Origin of the sequence: Nocardia tenerifensis NBRC 101015, assembly GCF_000308715.1 — a bacterium.
Lineage (GTDB): Bacteria > Actinomycetota > Actinomycetes > Mycobacteriales > Mycobacteriaceae > Nocardia > Nocardia tenerifensis.
The window spans coordinates 1-19,521 of the sequence record NZ_BAGH01000041.1 but is presented as its reverse complement, the minus strand read 5'-3'; the positions used below and the strand labels follow the sequence as shown (position 1 = coordinate 19,521).

Sequence of the window (19,521 nt, the reverse complement as noted above, 5' to 3'; positions counted from 1 at the left end):
CGGCGTGCGCAGCTCCGGCCACTGAGCTCCCCCGCTCACCCGCCTCTCCGAGCATTCAGGCGAGATTCAGGTACGTGGAACTGAGCGTCGGCGACTGCCGGTGAGGTCGGCGGGCAAGTTCGCCCGTACCCGGTGAGTTATCCATGTGCGTGCGAAATAAGTTGGTGCCCTTGGCAATTGGTGTGCAGGTCGGCAACGGCTTGCAGGCTAGCCCCGGCGCGTTCACTTCATCGCCACTCCGCATGCCCCTGAGGTGTTTCCAGACATGCCGACGGATCAGGGCCCTCGAATAACTGATCGGGAACCGATCGAAACCCGGCCGCCGACACGATCCGTGACGCGCCTGAACACGCGCAGTGCCGGAAAGAGGTAAATTTCTAGGTGGTGGTCGACTGCGCGCGACGGCGTTCGGCGATTCGGCGAAAACGGTGAATTGTGCGACACCCCAGTGCGTTGCTCGAAGTTCGCGGAGCTGATTCGTGCAACCATCGGGAGGTGCCGGAAATGCTATCGAAGGCCTCGTCGCTCTGGTACGTCGACGCACCCGATCCGTTGACGGTCCTGCGGGCCAACCACGATCCCGATCCCGCCGCCGCACTGGCGCTGGCGAAACAGCTGCACAGCGACCGGGACGTGCGGCCGATCATGGTCGGCACGCTCGCCGGCTGCGCGGGCCCCGACCTCGACGAGGTCTACATCGGCTGCTACCCCGGCGTGACGGTGGTGTGCTCGGCCCAGGCCGCGCGCGTCCGGCCGACCGAGCTGCCAGAGTTGCTGGTTCGCCCGCTCGCCTCCGAGCACACCTATCTGGTTTCGTTCGACGCCGCGCACGGCTGGGGCGCGTTCGCGCATTGGGAGCGCGGCGAATTCCGCCGGGCGTTCAGTTCCAGCCGGGTGAACATCTTGGAGGACGAGGGCCTGCCGCTGGTGTGGGAGCGTCCGTTCTGGGCGGGTGAGCACCCGGTGCGCTGGCACGCGGGCGAGCTGCCCGATCCGCAGACGCTGCCGTTCGACCCGCCCGACTTCGCCGACGCCGCCAACAACGAGTGGCTCGGCTTCCATTACCGCGCACCGGCCGCCGAGGGCGCGCTCGTCCCCGGTGACATCGCGGTGTGCGGGTTCACGCTGTACCCGAAGGGCCAGGCGCCCGCCCCGTCCACCCGGATCGTGCCGAGGCACGACCCGGAGGCCGAGCGACCCAGGCGCGGCCTGTTCGGTTGGCTGCGCGGCCACGATCGCGTCTCCTAAACCGCGATCCCGTTGATCAGCAAGGCGATCCAGCCGAGCAGCACGCCCGCCGCGCCGCCCCCGATCACCCACCTGGTCACCGGCGTCCACCGCCACCGCCACGCCGTCGGCGCGGCGCCGCCCGCCGCGATCAGGTTCACCGCCACCGCGAGCAACGGATGCACCTCGGCCAGCGCGCGGCCGAAGGCGAACACCGCGGTCGCGGCCAGCAGCGCGACCATGACCGCGACGGTGAGGCCAGCACCCCACGGGGTCGCGTCGTGCTGCGGTGAATAACTCATGTGCGTACCCGCTCGTAGAACGCCATCGCGGCCGCGGTGGCCACATTGAGCGAGTCGGTGCCCGGCGACATCGGAATGCGCGCCCGCACATCGGTCGCCCGCATCGCGTCCTCGCTCAGCCCCGGCCCCTCGGCCCCGAGCAACAGCGCCACCCGTTCGCCGGTCATCGCCGCGGCCAGATTCACCGCCGCCGGGTTCGGCGTGAGCGCGATGATCTGAAACCCTCTGCGCCGCAATGTGTCCAGGCCATGCGGCCACTCGGGAACGGAGGCGAACGGCACGCGCAGCACATGACCCATGGACACCCGCACCGCGCGCCGGTACAGCGGGTCGGCGCACCGATCGCCGAACAGGATCGCGTCGGCGCCGAGCCCGGCCGCGTTCCGGAACATCGAGCCGAGGTTCTCGTGATCGTTGACGCCCTCCAGCACGGCCACCGTCCGCGCCTTCTCCAGCACCTCGTCCAGCGCGAGCGGCGCGGGCCTGCGCGCCACCGCGAGCACGCCGCGGTTGAGGTGGAACCCGACCACCTCGGCCATCACCTCGGCCGAGGCGCGGTAGTACGGCACGTCGGTATCGGCCAGGTCGTCCGCCAACTCCTGCCGCCGCTTCTCCACGCCGAGCAGGGCGGTCGGCGCGAACCGGGAGTCCAGCATTCGCTGCACGACCACCACGCCCTCCGCTATCACCAGACCCCGGCGCCCCGGCAGATCGGGTCGGCGATCGGCGGAGGAGAGGTCGCGGAAGTCATCGACCCGCGGATCGGCGGGGTCGTCGATATCGATCACTTCGGCCACGGCCTATATCCTGCCTGGCCAGGTCGCGTCGCGCTGACACGCGGCCGCCCCAGTCGATAATTCGAGTGCGACCCCGCGCGGCGGCGTGCGATTGTCGAGCGATGACGCTGCCACACGGAATCACCATTCGGTCGGCCACCGCGGACGACGACGCCGCCATCACCCTGCTCGCCGACACCGCGTTCGGCATGCGGCTGCCCGCGGCGATGCAGGCCCCGGCGCGGAGGGTGTTCGCCGTCGAGGACGCGGTGGTGGCGGTGGACGGCGGGCGTGTCGTCGGGGCGACGAAGGCGGCCACGATGACGCTGACCGTGCCGGGTGAACGCACGGTCCAGGCGTGTGGAATCGGCGGCGTCTGTGTCGCGCCGACCCATCGGCGGCGCGGCATTCTGCGGGCGATGTACACCGAGCAGCATCGGCGCACCGAGGCGGAGGGATTGCCGCTGACCATCTTCACCGTGAGCCAGGGCACCATCTACGGGCGCTTCGGCTACGGGCCGACGATCCGGGAGAACTCGGTGCGCATCGATCGCCGGTTCGCCGAGTTCCGACCGACCACACCAAATCCCGGCGGGGTCGAGCTCGCCACGCCCACCGAGGTGACCGATCGGGTAGCGGAGATCTACGACCGATGGCGCAGGCTGGTGCCCGGTGCACAGGTTCGGCCGCAGGCCCGCTGGGAGGCGCTGTTCGCCGATCCGGCGGAGTTCCGTAGCGGCGGCACCGATCTCTTCACGTTCCTGCACCCGGACGGCTATGCGCTGTACCGCTACCAGTACACCCAGGATGAGAAGACCGCCGAGGTGGTCGAGATGCGAACGGTGACCGCCGACGCGCACGCCGCGCTGTGGCGGGCCCTGCTCGGACTCGAACTGGTGACCCACGTCGACGCGGTGCTCAGCGACAACGACCCGCTGCCCTACCTGCTCACCGATATCCGGCTGGTCCGGACCACCGCGCGCTACGACGCACTGTGGTTGCGGCTCATGGACATTCCCGCCGCGCTCACCGCCCGCTCCTACCGGCGCGACCTGGATGTCGTCCTGGCGGTCACCGATCCGTTCCGCGACGCGGGCGGCGTCTTCGCGCTCACCGTCCGCGACGGCGTCGCCGAGTGCGCGCCGACCACCCGGCCTGCCGACCTCGAACTCGGCATCGACGTCCTCGCCGGCATGTACCTCGGGGCCTATCCGGCGCGCGTGTTCGCGAACGCGAACCGCCTGCAGGCCAAGGACTCCGGCACGGTGCGCGCCGTCGAGGACGCGTTCGGCAGCGAACGCGACGCGGTGCTCGGGTGGTTCTTCTGAGCGTGGAGACGCTGGAGAAATGTCCGGATCGGCGACCTGCTGGCATGCTGGTGGGCATGAAGCCGATTCAGCTCGTACTCAACGTCCTCTGGCTGGTTTTCGTCGGGTTCTGGATGGCGCTGGGCTACATCCTGGCCGGGATCATCTGCTGCGTGCTGATCATCACGATCCCGTGGGGCATCGCGTCGTTCCGGATCGCGGCGTACGCGCTGTGGCCGTTCGGCCGGACCACGGTGGAGAAGCAGGGCGCTGGCGCGGGATCGCTGATCGGCAACATCATCTGGGTGATCGTCGCGGGCTGGTGGCTCGCCCTCGGCCACCTGCTCACCAGCATTCCGCTGTTCGTCTCGATCATCGGAATCCCGTTCGGCTGGGCCAATTTGAAGCTCATCCCGCTGTCGCTGTTCCCGCTCGGGCGCGACATCGTGGACAGCGACCAGCCGTTCGGGGCGCGCTAGGCGCGCGCCCGCCTACTCGGACTCGGCGACGATCTGCTTCATGATGCCGACGGCGCGGGTGAGCACCACGATTTGATCCTCGGTGAGCCCGGAGAGCTGCTCGGTCATCCAGGCCTCGCGGGCGTGCGTCTCGTCGGCGATGAGCGCGCTGCCCGCCTCGGACAGCGAGACGATGATCTGGCGTCCGTCGGTGGGGTGCGGTTTGCGTTCCACCATCCCCAGATCGGTGAGCGAGGCGATCACCCGCGTCATCGACGGCGGCTGCACGCGTTCCCTGGCGGCCAGCGCCCCTGGTGTCATCGCGCCGTCGCGAGCCAGGGTCGCGAGGGCGGAGAGCTGGGTCAGCGAAATCTGGGAGTCGGCGCGACGGCCGCGCAGATGACGCGTCAGTCGAACCACCGCCAGTGAAAGCTCACCGGCGAGGGCTCGGACATCGGATGGCGTTGTCACAGAGGTGAACGATACGGGACCACTGCGCGTCGGACGCGCGTTCTCGCCGCTACGCTGGTGCCGTGACTCAGAAAGTGCCGCAGATTCCGCCGCGGCTGACCGATCCGCGCCCGGTGCTCGCGGTCGGTAGCGCGCTGTGGTTGCTGGCCACCGTGGTCGTGTCGCTCAGCGGCGACCGCTGGGCATCGGTGCTGCCGGTCTGCCTGATGGGGCTGGTGGTCGGCCTGCTCGCCCTCGGGATCTTCTTGATTCAGCGGCGCGGGGCGCGCCGCGGCGACAAGGGCGCGCAGACGGGCCTGTAGCCTCAGCCGACCTGGAAGTCGTTGGTAGTTCCGGTGAACGGGTGCAGCGCGCCGTCCGCGCTCAGGCTCGCGGCGTAATGCTGGAGCCGGTAGCGGCCCGGCGTGGCGTCGGCGGGGATGTCCCAGGTGAACCGCGCGACAGATTCGGCGGTACCGCGCTTGCTCCAGAAGAACTTCACCGCCCACTCGCCTTCGTTGGCCACCCGCACCCACTCCCCCGCCGCGTTCTGGCGCTGTACCTCCAGGAACGTGCCGTTGCGGCGGGTGTCGTGTTTCGGGTGGGCGGAGACGAATTCGGCGGTGACTCGGCCGCCGAGGGCGTAGGACGGGGCGGGCTGGGTCAGCACGTCGCCGAAGCCGCGGCCCGGCGCGGCGGCGTCCGGGCCCGCGCCCGGCTGGAAGTTCGGCTGGAGGTTGGACACGTCGCGCGGGGCCGGCCCGCGCGGCACGGCCCGGCTCGCCGCGAATGCCGTTGCCAGCCGGGCGAATTCCTGCTGGTAGGCGCCGAGGGTGTAGCGGCCGAACAGAGTCGAGGCGCCCTCGTACTGTTGCGCGTCGTATTCCTCCGGGGTGGTGACGTATTCGTGGTATGCGTTGGCGTAGCCCTGCATGAGCACCCGCTCCAGCGGCACGCCGAGCGTCTCCGCGACCACCCGGCGCACGCGCAGCCCGGCGGTGATGGTGAATTCCCCACCGGCGGCGGCCAAGTAGAGCTCGCCGAGCCGAACGAGCTGAATCGGCACCACATTCGGCACCCAGGCCACCGGCGGCATGAGCCCGAGCGGCGCGGCGATGGCCTTGGGCGCCTGGGCATCCGCGAGCCAGGCCGGCGTCGACGCGTTCGGGCCGCCCAGTGCGTCCAGGAACGGGTTGCGCACGCCTTCCGGGATGGGTCCGCCCGGAAGACCCGGTCCGTCCTCGACACTGCCCGCGACGAGCGAGACGCCCGCCGCCGCCGGCGCGGTATGCCTCGGCTGGCCGTCCGGGGTGAAGCGGCCGTCGACGGCGATATCGGCGAGGTCGATGTAGCAGAGCATCGAGCCGACCGGCCCGTTCGTCGAGCGCGCCTGCGCCAGCGCCGCTTTCGAGGCCCGGTACTGGCGGTCGCCGATGATCCTCGTGTTCTCGAACTCGTCCTCGGTAGGTCCGGAGCCGGGCCGCAGGTTCAGATTCGGGGACATGTCGCCCGCGTTGGTCTGCGCGAAGGCGGCCACGAAATCCGGTGCGCCGTCGAGGTAGCGGACGCCGTGCTCGATGTGCTCGTAGGAGAACGACGCGAAACCCTTGTTGTCCGCGCTGATCAGCCGGTTGGCGTTGGTCATCGAGGTGCAGTGGGTGGCGAACCAGGTGATCGCGCCGACCTGCCTGCCGCCCTTGGCCAGGGACAGGACCGTCACCGCCGGATCGATGGCCCCGGGGAAGTGTTGTTTGTCGGCAACGGGATTGAGCTCCCAGGCCACCCTGGACCGATTGACGCTCGCGTCGTGCAGCTCGCCGTGGCCGAGCGCGAGCGAACCGGGGCCCAGGTCCGCGTCGGCGGCCGCGATGGCCTCGACGATGCCGTCGACCTCCGCGTCGTACACCTGCTGCTGAAAGCCGAGGATGGACAGGTTGTAGGCGTAGTCGTTGCTGGAACCGCCGCAGGTCGCGTGCGAGTGCGTCGAGGTGAGTACCACGTTCTGCTCGGTGTACCGATCGCCGAACCGGCGGGCCAGCTCGGCCAGCACGCCGCGGTGCACGGACTGGAAGATCATGCCGTTCTCGGCCACGACGAACACCACGCGCCGCCCGCCGTCGCCGATGATGAACGCCCGCGCCCTCGGGCGCAGATGGATGCCCGCGGTCTGCTGCTCGAGCTGCGAATAGCCCATCATTCCGCATTCCGCGGCGGGGCCGGCGATGTCGGAGATGCCGACACCGATCTCGTAGCCGTCCGAACCCGGAGCGGCCGTCGCCGACGCACCCAGCACCCCGGACACGGCGGGTACCGTCGCCGCGGCGGCCAGCGTCGCCGAACCGGCGACGGTGCGGGCAAGAACGGTTCTGCGCGACAGCGGCATACGCGTCTCTCCTTCGATCTGAAGGCAGCGAACCACAGAACTGGTCACTCGTCCAGTCGAGATTTTTCCACCGACGAATTGACTGCACGCGCCATGGACGCTTAACTCCCTTGGGTGTCCTCCCGATTGAGCGTCGAAGAAAGACGGGCCCACCTTATCGAGGCCGCTATCGGTCTCGCCGAAAAAAAGGGCGTCGCGGGCGTGACCACGCGCGATGTCGCCCAGGCGGCGGGTGTCTCGCTTGGTGTGGTGCATTACTGTTTCGAAAACAAGGACGCGCTGATGACCGAGCTGGTCAAGGCGTTGTCGATGGAATTGCGCGATTCCGTCGACGCCAATGAAACGGTATGGCAAGACGTCGGAAGTGGAAAAGAAGCACTTCAAAAATTGATCCGTGCGGGACTGGAACTGATGTGGCTCAACATTGAAGCCACTCCGGAACGTCAACTGCTCACTTACGAAACCACGACTTACGCACTGCGTGAAGGTGAACAAACTCCGGCGAAACTCGCGATCGCCCGCGAGCAGTACAACTTCAACGACTCCACCGTCGCCGACATCCTGGAACACGCGCGCGACGCGACCGGGAACCAGTGGTCCATCCCCCTGTCGTCCCTTAGCCGATTCACCCTCAACGTGATCGACGGGGTCGTGCTGCGCTGGCTGGTCGACAACGACAGCGAGAGCGTGCGCGCGCAGCTGGATCTGCTCAGCCACATGCTCGCGGAGTACGCGGCTTAACCGCTCTCCCCGCCGGCTTCGGGCCGAACCGCCCGGACATGCACGGTGTCGCCGTCGCGCCACCACGGGACCGAGGCGGTGATCTCGATCGCGCCGTGCACGCGCACGGTCAGGTCGTCGTGCAGCACCAGCTCGCCCGTCTGCGGCGGCAGCGAGAACAGTTGCCGCAGTACGACTCCCAGCGGTTCGGTGGCCCAAGTGGTGCGGCGGCCCGCAGAGAGCACCTGGGCGGTGACGGACTCCGAGACCAGCGGCAGGTCGAGCAACCGCGCCAGCTCGGGCGCGGTGTCGATGTCGCCTGCCACCAGGCGATCCGGCGGCAGGGCCAGACCGAACCAGGGCTGGTCGAGGACGAGCGCCTGCGCCGGATCGACGACGGCGCCCGACAGGGCGCGCACCCGGTCGGGCAGATCGAGGTCGGCGAGGTCGAGGTGGTCCGCGGCGACGGCGGCGGCCAGCGTCGCGTGCGTTCGCGAAACAACCTCGGGGGTGGGCGTTTTCGACGGATCGGCGAGCGCGTCGAGCAGGACGGCGGCCAGTTCGGGGGTGATCACCGCGGGGTCGGCGAGTATCGCGCGCATCGCGGCCGCGTCGTCCGCGAGGCCGGGGACCGCGAATGTCGATAGCAGGCCGTCGAATTCGGTGTCCGTGGGGTGGCGGAGCAGGCCGAGTGGCGTGCCGTCGATGCGCGCGTGGGTGCGCAGCCACCACGCGGTGTAGCCGTCGCGATCGGTGAGCAGGCGGCGGGTGCGCGGCGCGGAGGCCAACTGCCACAGCGCCTCCGGCCAGGCGGCCTCGTCCACCAGGTCGAGATCGCGGATCGCGACCAGCTCCGGCGGATCCTCCGGCAGCGTCGACCACCAGGCGTCCTCGTCGTCCAGGTCGTGGTCCGGCCCGGTCGGATCGGCCTCGACCACCACGCTGAAATCCCAGCCGACGCCGATCGCCCGCAACGCTTGCGCGCTATAGGCTTCCACGACGGCCGGGTCGATCGGGCGGAAGGGTGCGTCCTCGACCAGCAGTTCGCGCAGCGGTGCGTCGGGCAGCAGCAGCTCGTCGGCCGGGCGCGATCCGCCGTCGGCGTCGGGCAGCTCGATCAGGCCGAGCCAGGACGGAAGCGCGGCCGGGTCGGCGTACTCGGCCAGGCGGAGCACGGCGTCGGCGGTGTCCGGGTCGTCCGGGTGGTCCTCGAGTTCGGCGCGTAAAGCGGGGTCGGTCAACAGGTCTTCGGCCGTCGCCGAGCGCGCCCCGAGACGGGCCAGCAGGGGATGCGCGGCCTCCGGGTGCACGAGCCTGGCCCAGTGCACCGGAATCGCGACCTGGAGCTGGTCGTCGAGCACCACGGTGCGCGGGCCGGTGACCAGGCGCCCGTCCGCGAGCGGAACCGCCAGTGCGCCGAGTTCTTCGGCGGCCAGCGGATCGACCACGAACGGTTCCAGGGCGTCGTACAGCGCGTACCACCACTGCGGTGGTCGCTCCAGTCCGGAGGTCAGTTCGGCGAGCCGGGCCAGGCCGAGCCGGTGCACGTCGAGTACGCCGAGCGCCTCGGACCGGCCGCGGCCGGACAACTCCGGAATGACCAAGGGGCCGACCACATCGTCGAGCAGGTGGGCCAGTTCGTCGGTCAGGCCGGTCAGAGCGCTTGCCCGCGTCGGGACGGCGACGTCGCTCGAATCCGTCGGTGTTGCGTCGAACAACGCTGTGTCGCCGAGGATTTCGGCCCTCGCCTGTGCGGGGTGAGGTGCGGAGGGCTCCGTATCCGACGACGTTTCCTCGGCGCTCGGTGCCTGCGGCTCCGGGTCGAAAAGTGCTGCTGCCGCGTCCGCTACTGTCCGATCGGCCACGCCGGCGGGTACGACGACCGGCAGCCAGGGGTGTGTCTGGAGTTCTCGGACAAGTGCTTCGCGAAGCACTCCGTCGGCCTCGCTGCGCGCGAATCCGGGAGTGGGGACGAGCCCCAGTCGGTCGCGCGGCGGCAGGGCGCGGGCGAAATCCGCGTAGCCGGTGGCCAATTCGGCGAGGCGGGCGCCGGGGAGGAGGCGGCGGCGATCCGGCTGCATGGCGATGTCGGCGATCAACAGGGCCGGCAGGGACAGTTCCTCGTCCGAGCGCGTCGGCGCGCGCAGCACGTCCGGCGCGGCGACCGTGGGCCTGCCGTCGCGCAGCGGGAGCAGCCAGCGGGCGCGCGGGGCGCGGTACTGCCACCACATCGCCGTGTCCGCTGGGCCGTCGACGCGGATCTCTTGCAGGTCGTTGCCGAGATCGGTAACAGTGGAGGCGAATTCGACGCTCTCGATACCGATGTGCCGCAGCGCGGGCAGTTCGAGCAGTAGGTCGACGGCTTCCGCGCGCATGGCGTCGAGCAGCGCGGCGGCGTCCACGTCCGGGCGCAGCCGCAGCACGACTTCGGTGTCGAAACCGTCCGCGGGCGCGGCGTCGACGGGCCAGGCCATGCGCAGCACCGGTGGTGCGAAACCTGCCGGCGCATCGTCGGCCGGAGTGTCGGGGATTCGGATGTCGTTCTGCCGCAGGGCGTCCCAGGTCAGGTCGCGGGAGAACCGGAGCGAACCGGTGACCGAGCGCAAATCGATCTCATCGCTCACCGACAGCACCGCCGTGAAGCCGACCCCGAACCGGCCGACTGTCGTGCCCGCCGACTTCCCGGACGCCCGCAGCGCGGTCAACGCGTGTACGCCGGAAAGATCCAGCGGCGCACCGGTATTCGCGATACGCAGGCCCCTGCCGTCCAGCCGAACCGCCAGCCGCCCGGCGACGCCTGCCTTGGCTGCGGCGTCCGCGGCGTTCTGCGCCAACTCGGTGAGCAACCGATCGCGATAACCGGCGCGCACCAGATCCGCCTCGGTCGCCGCGTCCTCACGCAGCCGGGTCGGCGAATCACGCCAAGCGGCAAGCACTCCCGCACGCAACGCCGAGGTGCCGAACGGATCGGCCGTCTCGGTCAGCTCTGCGGCGATGACTCGACCGCCCGACCGTCGCCGTCCTCGTCCCGCACAGCAGCCTGTGCGGCGTCGGCGACGACGTCATCGCCCCGGTTCACCGCACCGGCGTCCGCTGCGCCACTGTCGTCACCGGCCTGCGCGTCGCTCGCCACTCCGGACTCGGGACCCGCAGGAGCAGAGCCGCTTTCGTCCCCGCCGACTGCCCCTGAATCAGCCTCGACCACGGAGTCACCACTCTCGGCGAGAACGATCTCCTCCACACTCGGCTCCACCGCAACCTCGACAGTGGGTGCGGACCCCGCCCCATCGCTGTCGACGGACTCGCCGGCACCGACCGCCGCATCCCCACCCGGCGCAGCATCGCTACCTGCCACAGTGCCGCGCGGTGCGACATCACCGGTCACATCAGCGTCCGACCCGACACCACTACCAGCCGCGCCAGCACTCGGTGCGACATCGGTACCTGCCGCGTCCGCGGTCGGCGCGACATCGCCGACGACGGCGGCGCTCGATGCGGCATCACTGTCCGCCACATCCCCTTTCGGACCGGCTTCGCCACCAGCCACATTCGGGCTGTGCACAACATCGCCAGCCGCCACTTCCACACTCGGCGCGACATCGGCACCCGCGATAGCGGCCTTCGGCGCGACGGCATCACTGTCTGCCACATCAGCGCTCGATGCGTCATCGACACCTGCCACATCAGCGCTCGATGCGTCATCGACACCTGCCACGTTCGCACTCGGCACGGTATCGCTACCCACCGCGTCCGTGGTCGGCGCGGCATCAGCGCTCGCCACGCCGGCGGCCTCGGCCGACTCGCCCTCGGAGACAACAGTTGCCGACTCGGCTTCCGGCACTTGGGCATCGGCGGCAGTCGTCTTCGATGTCTCGCCATCGGCCGCCGCAGTCTCCCCGGTCGCCGCCGCGTCGACATCGGCCGAGTCGGACCGCGCCGCACCCGTGCCCTGAGCCGGCGCGAGGAGCGCCTCCGTCGGGATCAGCTCGACCGCCGCGTCATCGAACGCCTCGTACAGCGGTGAACCACCACCGGTCGGCGCGACGGTGTCGGAGTGGGCGCCGCAGCCGTAGGCCGTGTGCACGACGTGTCCGTCGGCGCCCATGGCGTTGCCGCAGACACCGAAGGCGGCGCGCAACGAGCCGGCGAGCGGGAGGTAGAAGCCGCACAGGCCGCAGGTGGACGGTGCCGCCTTGGCCATCTCGGCGTCGGGGCCGTACTCGTTGTACCAGCGCTCGGCGGCCTCCTCGCGCCCCTCGAGGCTCATCACCTGGGTGCGGCCGAGGCCGATCTCGAGCGCGACCTCGTCGACGGCCTCGTCGCCGTTGGCGACATAACCGGGCACCAGGCGGGGGTCGTCCGGCGGCGGCGCGAGCAGATCGCCCGGCGCCAGATCGCCCGGCCTGATCCGCTGCTCCCACGGCACGAAGTCGGGCGCGACCAAGGCGTCCGGCCCCGGCAGCAGCGCCGACTCGCTCACCGTCGCGTACTCGGCCTCCGGCGGCGCGGCCACGACGACCGCCCACTGCCAGCCGCGATAGCCGGGCAGCGTGGCCTCGAAGCGGTGCGTCGCCGCACTCTCGTCCTCGCTGACCACGCCGAGATGCGCCCCGACACCGGTCGGTTCCAGCTCCAGGAGCGCACGGCGGGCCAGATCGACGGCGTCGGCCAGAATCGGCCTGACACCGGACTCAGAAACAGAAACTGCGCTCACGGCCTACATTTTGCCGTATGAAACGCAATCGGCGGACGTTGGCCATCGGTGTGCTGGTCGGTCTGGTCGTCTGGGGCGGGTGTGGCGCCGCGGAAGATGCGTCGCCCGCGATGAATGTCGAGGTCGTGGCCACCCAGTCGCACGATCCGCGCGCGTTCACCCAGGGCCTGGAGATCGACGGCGATGTGCTCTACGAAGGCACCGGCCTACCGGGCGCGTCGAGCGTGCGGGCCACGAACCGCCACACCGGGGAGGAGCTCGCGCGGGTCGCGCTGCCCGCGCCCTACTTCGGCGAGGGCCTCACCCGCGCCGGGGACACGCTGTGGCAACTGACCTGGAAGGACCACACGGCCTTCGCCAGGGACCCGCGCACCCTCGCCGAGATCGGCCGGGCGACCTACGAGGGCGAGGGCTGGGGCCTGTGCACCCGCGCCGGTCGCCTGGTGATGAGCGACGGCACCGACACGCTCACCTTCCGCGACCCGGTCACCTTCGCGCCGACCGGCTCGACCCGACTGACCAGCAACAACACCGCGCGACTCAACGAACTGGACTGTGCCGAGGACGGTTCGGTGTACGCCAACGACTGGCCGAGCGACCGCATCCTGCGCATCGACCCCGACAGCGGCCGCGTCCTCGCGGTCATCGACGCGAGCGGCCTGCTGCCCAGGACCGCCGTCGGGATGGGCGAGGACACCCTCAACGGAATAGCGCAGATCCCCGGCACCGACCGCTTCCTGCTGGCCGGCAAGAACTGGCCGACCACCTACGAGGTCCGCTTCGTGCCCGCCTGATCGTCGTGAGTTCCCACACAGCGCATCGCGTGCGAGCCGCTGTGTGGGGAAGTCAGAGGAGATGTACCGCCGTCCAGGACGCGACGAACGTCACCATCCGCCGACACCTTCGGCTGCGCGTGAACGCCCAGTTCCGAAGTACGACAGAATTGAAGACGTGACTACTCCCCGCGAACCCTCCGGTCCCGACCGTGATCGGTGGGGCGGCGAGGAGTACCCGCCGATCGAGCGGCACCCGGGTTTCGATCGATATCCGCCGCCGAACTCGCCGACCGGCCGCAGGCCGCTACCGCCGCTCGGCTCCGGCCGTGACCTGCCGGACCAGCAGCCCGAATCTCCGCGCCGCGTCTTCCCACATCGCCCGGAACCGCCACGGCAGCCGCGCCCGGCTCCGCCGCCCACCGCGCCGCTGCCCGAGCAATCGGAGAGCACCGCGCCCAGCGAACCCTCGACTCCGCCCGGCGCCCAACGTGTTCCGCGCAAACTCACCGTCACCAGGGTCGCCGCCATGCGCGGCCGCCAATTGACCGAGAAGGGCATCGCCACCTTCCAGCGCGCGGCCAAGGCGGACGGGGCCGACAAATCCGGCCTCACCGCGCTCACCTACGCGACGATGGCGAACTTCGCCCTCGACGCCGCGGTCGCCGTCTCACTGGCCAACACCCTGTTCTTCGCCAGCGCCACCGCCGAGAGCAAGACGAAGGTCGCGCTGTACCTGCTGATCACGATCGCCCCGTTCGCGGTGATCGCCCCGCTGATCGGCCCCATGCTCGACCGGCTGCAACACGGCCGCCGGGTGGCGTTGGCCACCTCGTTCGCCGCGCGCGCCGTGGTCGCGGTGGTGCTGATCCTCGAGTTCGACAACTGGGCGCTGTATCCGCTCGCGCTGTGCATGCTGATCGGCAGTAAATCGTTCTCGGTGCTCAAGAGCGCGGTGACGCCGCGCGTGCTGCCGCCCGATATCGACCTGGTGCGCACGAACTCTCGGCTCACGGTGTTCGGCCTGGTCGGCGGCACCATGGGCGCGGGCGCGATCGCCGCGCTCGCCGCCGCCATCGCCGGCTCCACCGGCGCGTTGATCTTCGCGGCGCTGATCGCCTGCGCCGGAACCTATCTGAGCCTGCGCATCCCGTCCTGGGTCGAGGTCACCGAGGGCGAGGTGCCCGCCACGCTGAGCTACCACGCGCGCACCGAGGTGCTCGCGCCGGAGAAGGAGGCGGCGACGCCGCCGCGCAAACGCAGGCAGCCGCTGGGCCGCTCGGTGGTGACCTCGCTGTGGGGCAACAGCGCCATCCGGGTGCTGACCGGCTTCCTCACCTTCTACGTCGCCTTCGTGGCCAAGGCCACCGAGCACCGCCCGGCTCAGCAGGCCGCGATGCTCGGCGTGGTCGGCGCCGCGGCGGCGCTGGGCAATTTCGCCGGCAACGCGACGGGCGCGCGGCTCAAGCTCGGCAAGCCGACGCTCATCGTGCTCGGCTGCACCGCCGCCTGCGCGCTGGTCGCGCTGTTCGCCACGTTCGCCAACAATCTGTTCGGCGCGGCGCTGGCCGCCCTGGTCGCGGCGGCCACGAGCGCGCTGGCGAAGGTGTCGCTCGACGCCGCGATCCAGGACGACCTGCCGCCGGAGTCGATCGCCTCCGGCTTCGGCCGTTCGGAGACCGTGCTGCAGTTGAGCTGGGTCGTCGGCGGCGCCGGGGGCGTGCTGCTGCCGACCGACTATTGGAAGGGCTTCGCGGTCGTCACCGCCGTCCTGGTGCTCGGGCTGGTGCAGACCTTCGTCAGCTTCCGCGGCCACTCGCTGCTGCCCGGCCTCGGCGGAAATCGTCCGCAACACGCGGAACAGGAAGTCCCCGCGACCCGTCCGATGCCACACACTTCGAACACGCACCGCCGTCCGGAGACGCGCGGCGGCGACACGACCCGTATCCCACCAGGAATAGGAGACCCGAGCCAGTGAGCGAGCCAACCGACGACACACCAGGCAGGCGCACGGCGCGGCCGAGCGTTGACAAGGCGGCGTCGTGAGCAAGCTCGGCCCGCGCGCGATCGGCGCGCTCGTGGTCGCCGCCCTGCTCGTGTTCACCGTGGCCTTCGTCGGCGTCCTGGTGGCGCTGGTGCGCAACGCCGACGAGCACGACCCGGTGATCACCGCCTACGCGCACGGCAAGACGGTGAACATCACGCCGTACGTCTACTGCTCGGTGCAGATGGAGGACTGCCGCTACGGGCAGACCGTCGAGCTCCAGGTGCCCAAGGACTACCCGCTGCAGCTGTCCTTGCCGAAGCAGATCGCCGACGCGCCGTGGCTCGCGCAGGTCGTCTACGCGCTGCCCAACGGCGACCGGGTCGACCGGGTGATCAGCCACGCCGACTTCCCGGCCGGCGCGCTGGCCGTCACCATCGACTCGCACCCGGAGCCGGACCTGCGCCTGGTCGGCGTGGAGTTGCAGCTGCCGATCCTCGCGAAGGACAAGGACACCGGCAAGGAGTTCTACCTACCGCACGCCGCGTGGTCGATCAGCACCGCGGCCTGAACGCCGAAAGCGCATGGGCTCGTCGGGAGCCCACGCGCTCGGTTCGATCCTCGGCGCGCCGGTCACTCAGTGGTCGAGTTCGCGGGCTACCGCTCGGACGACCTCTGAAATGCGTTGCGCGGTCTTGCGATCCGGGTAGCGGCCCTTGCGCAGGTCCGGCTGCACCGTCGCCTCGAGCAGGGTGATCATGTCCTCGACCATCCCGTGCAGCTCGTCGGGGCTGTGCCTGCGGGCGGCGGGCTCCTTGCGGGCGCGCTCGCGCTCCTGACGCTCTTGGCCCTGCCGCACCGAGGGCGGCGCCTCGAGCAGCTTCAGGCTCAGCGCCTGCGGCCCGCGGCGGCCGGCGGCCATGCCGAACTCGACGCGCTGCCCAGGCTTGAGCCCCTCGACGCCATCGGGCAGCGCGGACGAACGGACATAGACGTCCTCACCCTCGTCCTGGGAAAGGAAGCCGAAGCCCTTTTCGACGTCGTACCACTTCACCCTGCCGGTCGGCACTGCGCTCACCCGTTCATCATCGAGAACTCGAACCCCACCGGCCCGAGCACATCCGTCCACGGAACCCGCTGCGGCACAACGCCGCGAACCGGTCCTCGTTCTGTTTGCGAAAAGAACGCGCCCTGCAGTGAAGCGGGACGCGCGTGCCTAAGAGTCTACCCCGGTGCGAATAACGCAAGCACATCAGTTTTACGGTCGTCCGGTGACGAATCCTTCCGCTCGACCACCGCGGCGCGACGCCGATCCCTCGTCGACCGGGGGCGGGCGGCGCCGAGCCGGTGACTGGTTGCTGAAGCTCGCGCTCTGCCTGTTCGCGCTGGGATTGCTGGCGATCGTCGCCATCTTTCTGATCCCGGTTTTCTCCGACGGGGAGCCCGGGTTGTGGCTCTACTTCGCCGCTATGCTCACGCCGCTGGGGTTCCTGCTGGCGGTGGCGTTCGCGCTGTTCTCCGGCCGCAGGGCGCGCTGACTGCGGCGTAGGGACCGCGTTCAACCGACGAACAGGTCGGCGAGGCGCTGCGAACGGGTTACCCGGGTCTGTCGTTACCAAATCTCGGTTGTGATCCTCGTCACATAACGGGAAGGTCACGGGCCGGTGACGGACCGGCAGTGGTCGGAGCGCACCGCGTCTAGCTGCGCAGAAGGCTCGATGCCGGGGCCGAGACCGGCCCGAGACCCGCACGTACACGCCGGTTACCAAATGGTGATTTTTCGCGGCGATCGTCGTACCGTTCTTAGCGAGCCGGGACAACCGGCAACCACCGGCCCGCCGCACCGAACCTCGCCCCGCGGGACCCGGAAACCCGACGGAAACGTAGGGGCGAGGGCGGGCATGACGACCTCTCAGTCCAGCCCGAAAGATGACCTCGCAGGTGCGTCGAGAGGAAGACGAACCCGATATGAGTGGACGCCATCGCAAGCCAAGCTCGACCGGTCGCACGGTAGCCAAGGTCGCCGTCACCGGCGCGATCATGGGCACCGCGGGTGTGGCCCTCGCAGGCAACGCCAGCGCGGCACCCGACTCCGACTGGGATCGCCTCGCACAGTGTGAGGCCGGCGGCAACTGGGGCATCAACACCGGCAACGGTTTCCAGGGCGGACTTCAGTTCTCCCCGAGCACCTGGCGCGCCCACGGCGGCGGCGAGTACGCGGCCAGCGCCAACCAGGCCACCCGCGAGCAGCAGATCGCCGTGGCCGAGAAGGTCCTCGCCTCTCAGGGCTGGGGCGCCTGGCCGTCCTGCTCCGCCAACCTGGGCCTGAGCAGCGCGCCCACTCCGCGCACCGCGCCCGCCACCACCGAATCCCCGCGCTGGAACCCCGAGCCCGCGCAGCAGGCCGTCCAGGCCGCGCCGGACAGCACCCAGCAGGTCTTCTCGGCCGTCGACCGCGCACTCGAGGTCGTGCAGAGCCAGGGCGTCCAGGTGCCCAAGGAAGCGTTCGACTTCTTCAACGCCGCCAAGGCGAGCAACACCAAGCTCGACCCCGCCATCGTGAACTTCTACGAGGCCAACAAGGGTCTGCTCCCCTCCTGATCAACCACGAACAAGGGCCCCGCATCCGAGGATGCGGGGCCCTTGTTCGTATCTTCGGACTTTCCGTCCGGAGATCAGCGGTTGATCACCGTGTTCGGGTGCATGTAAGGCAGCTGATCGGCCGGGACCGGAAACTCGGTGTCCTCACCGTACGGCGAGAGCCCACCGGAACGGGTCGACGAGAGTTCGGTGACGGCGTGGTCGCCCTCGGCGACCTTCGGCCAACCGTTGTCGACATAAGGTTTCTTCGATTTGTTCACCACAGGCTCATTGTGGCATGTGCTCCCGCCATAGCAACTTCGCCGCCATGCTTGTTCCGCCTCGTCGCCAACCGACCGCGACCAGACCACGTCTATTACGCTGAAGGATCGGATACTCAACGTAACGACTGATCTCGGGAGCACATGCGTAACTCGTCGGGCACGCCCGAAACCGGGTCGCACACCGAACCGCCGGCCCGCAGCGGAAGCCGCGAGGCACCCACGCCCGGCAAGAGGCGCGCAGAGGCGGGCGAGCCCGCGACCTCCCTGGCCGGGTGGCTCGGGGCACGTACCGATGCTCAACTGGTAGCGCTGCTCGAGCTCCGGCCCGATCTGGCTGTGCCGCTGCCCTCGTCGATGGCCGTGCTGGCCGCGCGGGCCGAGCAGCGCGCTTCGGTGCTGCGCGCCACCGATGACCTGGACACTCTCGATTTCGCGATCCTGGAAACCCTTGCGGTGCACGGCGTCACGCGGACCGCGAGCGACGGCGCGCCGCTGACCCGAACCGAGTTGCACGTGCAGCTGAGCGAACGCGTGCCGGTCGCCGCGATCGACGCGTCGATCGAGCGGCTGACCGCCCGCGCGCTGGTGTGGACCAGCGACGACGAGCTGCATCTGATCACGGCCGCGGTCGAGGCGCTGCCGTGGCCGATCGGCAGCACCACCGAGATCCCGGACTCGCTCACCGAGCCGGAGGTGCGCGAGGCGCTGCCGGAACTGACCTCAGCCGCGCGGGCACTGCTCGACAAGCTGGCGAGCACGGGCCCGCGCGGGCGCACCAGGGACGCCGCGCCCGGCACTCCGGCCGACCGCCCAGTGCAGCAGCTACTCGCCCGCAGACTGCTGAACCGGATCGACGACGAGACGGTGGAGCTGCCCGTCACCGTCGGTCAGGTGCTGCGCAACGAGCCCGTGACGCACCCGCACGCGCTGACGCCGCCGACACCCAAGCCGACGAAGCACCCCGCCGCCGACGTGAACGCCGTCGCCGCAGGCGAAGTCGGCGAGCTGCTCCGGCACTGTGCCGCGGTCCTGGAGACCCTCGGTCAGGCACCGGCGCCCGCCCTGCGCGCGGGCGGGCTCGGCGTGCGGGAACTGCGCCGCATCGCCAAGCAGACCGGCGTCGATGAGCAGCGGGCTGGTTTGCTGGCCGAGCTGCTGGCCGCCGCGCGATTGATCGAGAAGGGTTTGCCGGACCCGCCGCCGGAGCTCGACTCGACCGACGACTTCTGGGCGCCGACCCCCGCGGTCGACGCCTGGCTGGAGGCGCCACCGGCCCGGCGCTGGGCAGCCCTGGCCGTCGCCTGGCTCGAGCTGGACCGGATGCCGTGGATGATCGGTCTGCGCGACGCCAACGACAAACCCCTCGCGGCCCTCTCGCTGGAGCTGCGCACCCCGCACGCGCCGCGCGACCGGCACGCCATGCTCGGCCTGCTCGCGGAGTATCCGTCCGGCAGCGCCCTCTCCTCCGCCGACATCGGCCGCGTGCTCGCCTGGCGACAACCGCGCTGGCGCAGGCACTTTCGGCTGGAGGCGGTGGAGCAGACCCTGCGCGAGGCCGCCGCG

The 19,521-nt window shown here is 70.1% G+C and carries 17 protein-coding genes and 2 pseudogenes; 11 read left to right on the top strand and 8 right to left on the bottom strand.

Going from position 1 to position 19,521, the window contains the following annotated elements; genetic code table 11:
• The first annotated feature begins 504 nt into the window (after positions 1 to 504).
• Positions 505 to 1,248 (top strand): DUF6928 family protein, encoded by a 744-nt coding sequence (locus ON39_RS03995; protein WP_040731051.1) that lies wholly within the window; start codon positions 505 to 507, stop codon positions 1,246 to 1,248.
• On the opposite strand, the gene ON39_RS03990 is transcribed toward ON39_RS03995, so the two are convergent.
• Both ON39_RS03990 and ON39_RS03985 read right to left on the bottom strand, forming a co-directional pair.
• The gene (locus tag ON39_RS03990) at positions 1,245 to 1,529 is read right to left on the bottom strand and encodes a DUF2537 domain-containing protein (RefSeq protein WP_040731045.1); all 285 of its coding nucleotides are present in this window, start codon (positions 1,527 to 1,529) and stop codon (positions 1,245 to 1,247) included. The genes ON39_RS03995 and ON39_RS03990 overlap by 4 nt on opposite strands.
• Positions 1,526 to 2,326: a TrmH family RNA methyltransferase gene (locus ON39_RS03985; protein ID WP_040731042.1), complete on the bottom strand. Its 801-nt coding sequence runs from the start codon at positions 2,324 to 2,326 to the stop codon at positions 1,526 to 1,528. The genes ON39_RS03990 and ON39_RS03985 overlap by 4 nt, the downstream gene beginning before the upstream one ends.
• Before the next feature lie 101 nt (positions 2,327 to 2,427).
• On the opposite strand from ON39_RS03985, the gene ON39_RS03980 reads away from it, so the two are divergent.
• Positions 2,428 to 3,633: a GNAT family N-acetyltransferase gene (locus ON39_RS03980; protein ID WP_040731041.1), complete on the top strand. Its 1,206-nt coding sequence runs from the start codon at positions 2,428 to 2,430 to the stop codon at positions 3,631 to 3,633.
• A gap of 56 nt (positions 3,634 to 3,689) precedes the next feature.
• The gene (locus ON39_RS03975; protein ID WP_040731050.1) at positions 3,690 to 4,091 is read left to right on the top strand and encodes a YccF domain-containing protein; all 402 of its coding nucleotides are present in this window, start codon (positions 3,690 to 3,692) and stop codon (positions 4,089 to 4,091) included.
• Positions 4,092 to 4,103: 12 nt separating this feature from the next.
• Here the strand turns inward: ON39_RS03975 and ON39_RS03970 are convergent, their stop codons facing one another.
• Positions 4,104 to 4,541 carry an Rv0880 family HTH-type transcriptional regulator gene (locus ON39_RS03970; RefSeq protein ID WP_040731040.1) on the bottom strand — a complete coding sequence of 146 codons (438 nt, stop codon included), beginning with the start codon at positions 4,539 to 4,541 and terminating at the stop codon, positions 4,104 to 4,106.
• Positions 4,542 to 4,603: 62 nt separating this feature from the next.
• Between ON39_RS03970 and ON39_RS03965 the strand changes: the two genes are divergently transcribed.
• The gene (locus ON39_RS03965) at positions 4,604 to 4,843 is read left to right on the top strand and encodes a DUF2530 domain-containing protein (RefSeq protein ID WP_040731037.1); all 240 of its coding nucleotides are present in this window, start codon (positions 4,604 to 4,606) and stop codon (positions 4,841 to 4,843) included.
• Between the two features lie 2 nt (positions 4,844 to 4,845).
• On the opposite strand, the gene ON39_RS03960 is transcribed toward ON39_RS03965, so the two are convergent.
• Positions 4,846 to 6,903: a neutral/alkaline ceramidase gene (locus ON39_RS03960; RefSeq protein ID WP_040731034.1), complete on the bottom strand. Its 2,058-nt coding sequence runs from the start codon at positions 6,901 to 6,903 to the stop codon at positions 4,846 to 4,848.
• A 126-nt stretch (positions 6,904 to 7,029) separates the two neighbouring features.
• Between ON39_RS03960 and ON39_RS03955 the strand changes: the two genes are divergently transcribed.
• Positions 7,030 to 7,644, top strand: a complete 615-nt coding sequence (locus ON39_RS03955; protein WP_246002851.1) for a TetR/AcrR family transcriptional regulator — start codon at positions 7,030 to 7,032, stop codon at positions 7,642 to 7,644.
• Here the strand turns inward: ON39_RS03955 and ON39_RS03950 are convergent.
• A complete protein-coding gene (locus ON39_RS03950) occupies positions 7,641 to 10,559 on the bottom strand; it encodes a sacsin N-terminal ATP-binding-like domain-containing protein (protein ID WP_051186272.1) in 2,919 nt (972 codons plus the stop codon). The genes ON39_RS03955 and ON39_RS03950 overlap by 4 nt on opposite strands.
• A 1,045-nt stretch (positions 10,560 to 11,604) precedes the next feature.
• Positions 11,605 to 12,337: pseudogene (locus ON39_RS48095) on the bottom strand (DUF3027 domain-containing protein); the annotation flags it as partial.
• Positions 12,338 to 12,354: 17 nt separating this feature from the next.
• Between ON39_RS48095 and ON39_RS03940 the strand changes: the two are divergent.
• The 3 genes from ON39_RS03940 (at position 12,355) to ON39_RS03930 (ending at position 15,665) form a co-directional block, all read left to right on the top strand.
• Complete coding sequence (locus tag ON39_RS03940; protein WP_040731024.1) at positions 12,355 to 13,131, top strand: glutaminyl-peptide cyclotransferase; 777 nt, start codon at positions 12,355 to 12,357, stop codon at positions 13,129 to 13,131.
• 157 nt (positions 13,132 to 13,288) lie between these two features.
• Positions 13,289 to 15,088, top strand: a complete 1,800-nt coding sequence (locus tag ON39_RS03935) for an MFS transporter (protein ID WP_040731021.1) — start codon at positions 13,289 to 13,291, stop codon at positions 15,086 to 15,088.
• Between the two features lie 64 nt (positions 15,089 to 15,152).
• On the top strand, positions 15,153 to 15,665 hold the full coding sequence (locus tag ON39_RS03930) for a DUF2771 domain-containing protein (RefSeq protein WP_040731018.1): 513 nt from the start codon (positions 15,153 to 15,155) through the stop codon (positions 15,663 to 15,665).
• A 66-nt stretch (positions 15,666 to 15,731) separates the two neighbouring features.
• Here the strand turns inward: ON39_RS03930 and ON39_RS03925 are convergent, their stop codons facing one another.
• On the bottom strand, positions 15,732 to 16,163 hold the full coding sequence (locus tag ON39_RS03925) for a cold-shock protein (RefSeq protein WP_174412496.1): 432 nt from the start codon (positions 16,161 to 16,163) through the stop codon (positions 15,732 to 15,734).
• Positions 16,164 to 16,365: 202 nt separating this feature from the next.
• Here ON39_RS03925 and ON39_RS03920 point away from each other — a divergent pair, with 202 nt between their 5' ends.
• Positions 16,366 to 16,632 (top strand): hypothetical protein, encoded by a 267-nt coding sequence (locus ON39_RS03920; RefSeq protein ID WP_246002852.1) that lies wholly within the window; start codon positions 16,366 to 16,368, stop codon positions 16,630 to 16,632.
• Between the two features lie 430 nt (positions 16,633 to 17,062).
• Complete coding sequence (locus ON39_RS03915) at positions 17,063 to 17,695, top strand: resuscitation-promoting factor Rpf1 domain-containing protein (RefSeq protein WP_040731048.1); 633 nt, start codon at positions 17,063 to 17,065, stop codon at positions 17,693 to 17,695.
• A gap of 74 nt (positions 17,696 to 17,769) precedes the next feature.
• On the opposite strand, the gene ON39_RS03910 is transcribed toward ON39_RS03915, so the two are convergent.
• Positions 17,770 to 17,958, bottom strand: coding sequence for a hypothetical protein (locus tag ON39_RS03910; protein ID WP_040731009.1), 189 nt, complete (start codon positions 17,956 to 17,958; stop codon positions 17,770 to 17,772).
• A 141-nt stretch (positions 17,959 to 18,099) separates the two neighbouring features.
• Here ON39_RS03910 and ON39_RS03905 point away from each other — a divergent pair.
• Positions 18,100 to 19,521 (top strand): annotated as a pseudogene (locus ON39_RS03905) (helicase-associated domain-containing protein); the annotation flags it as partial.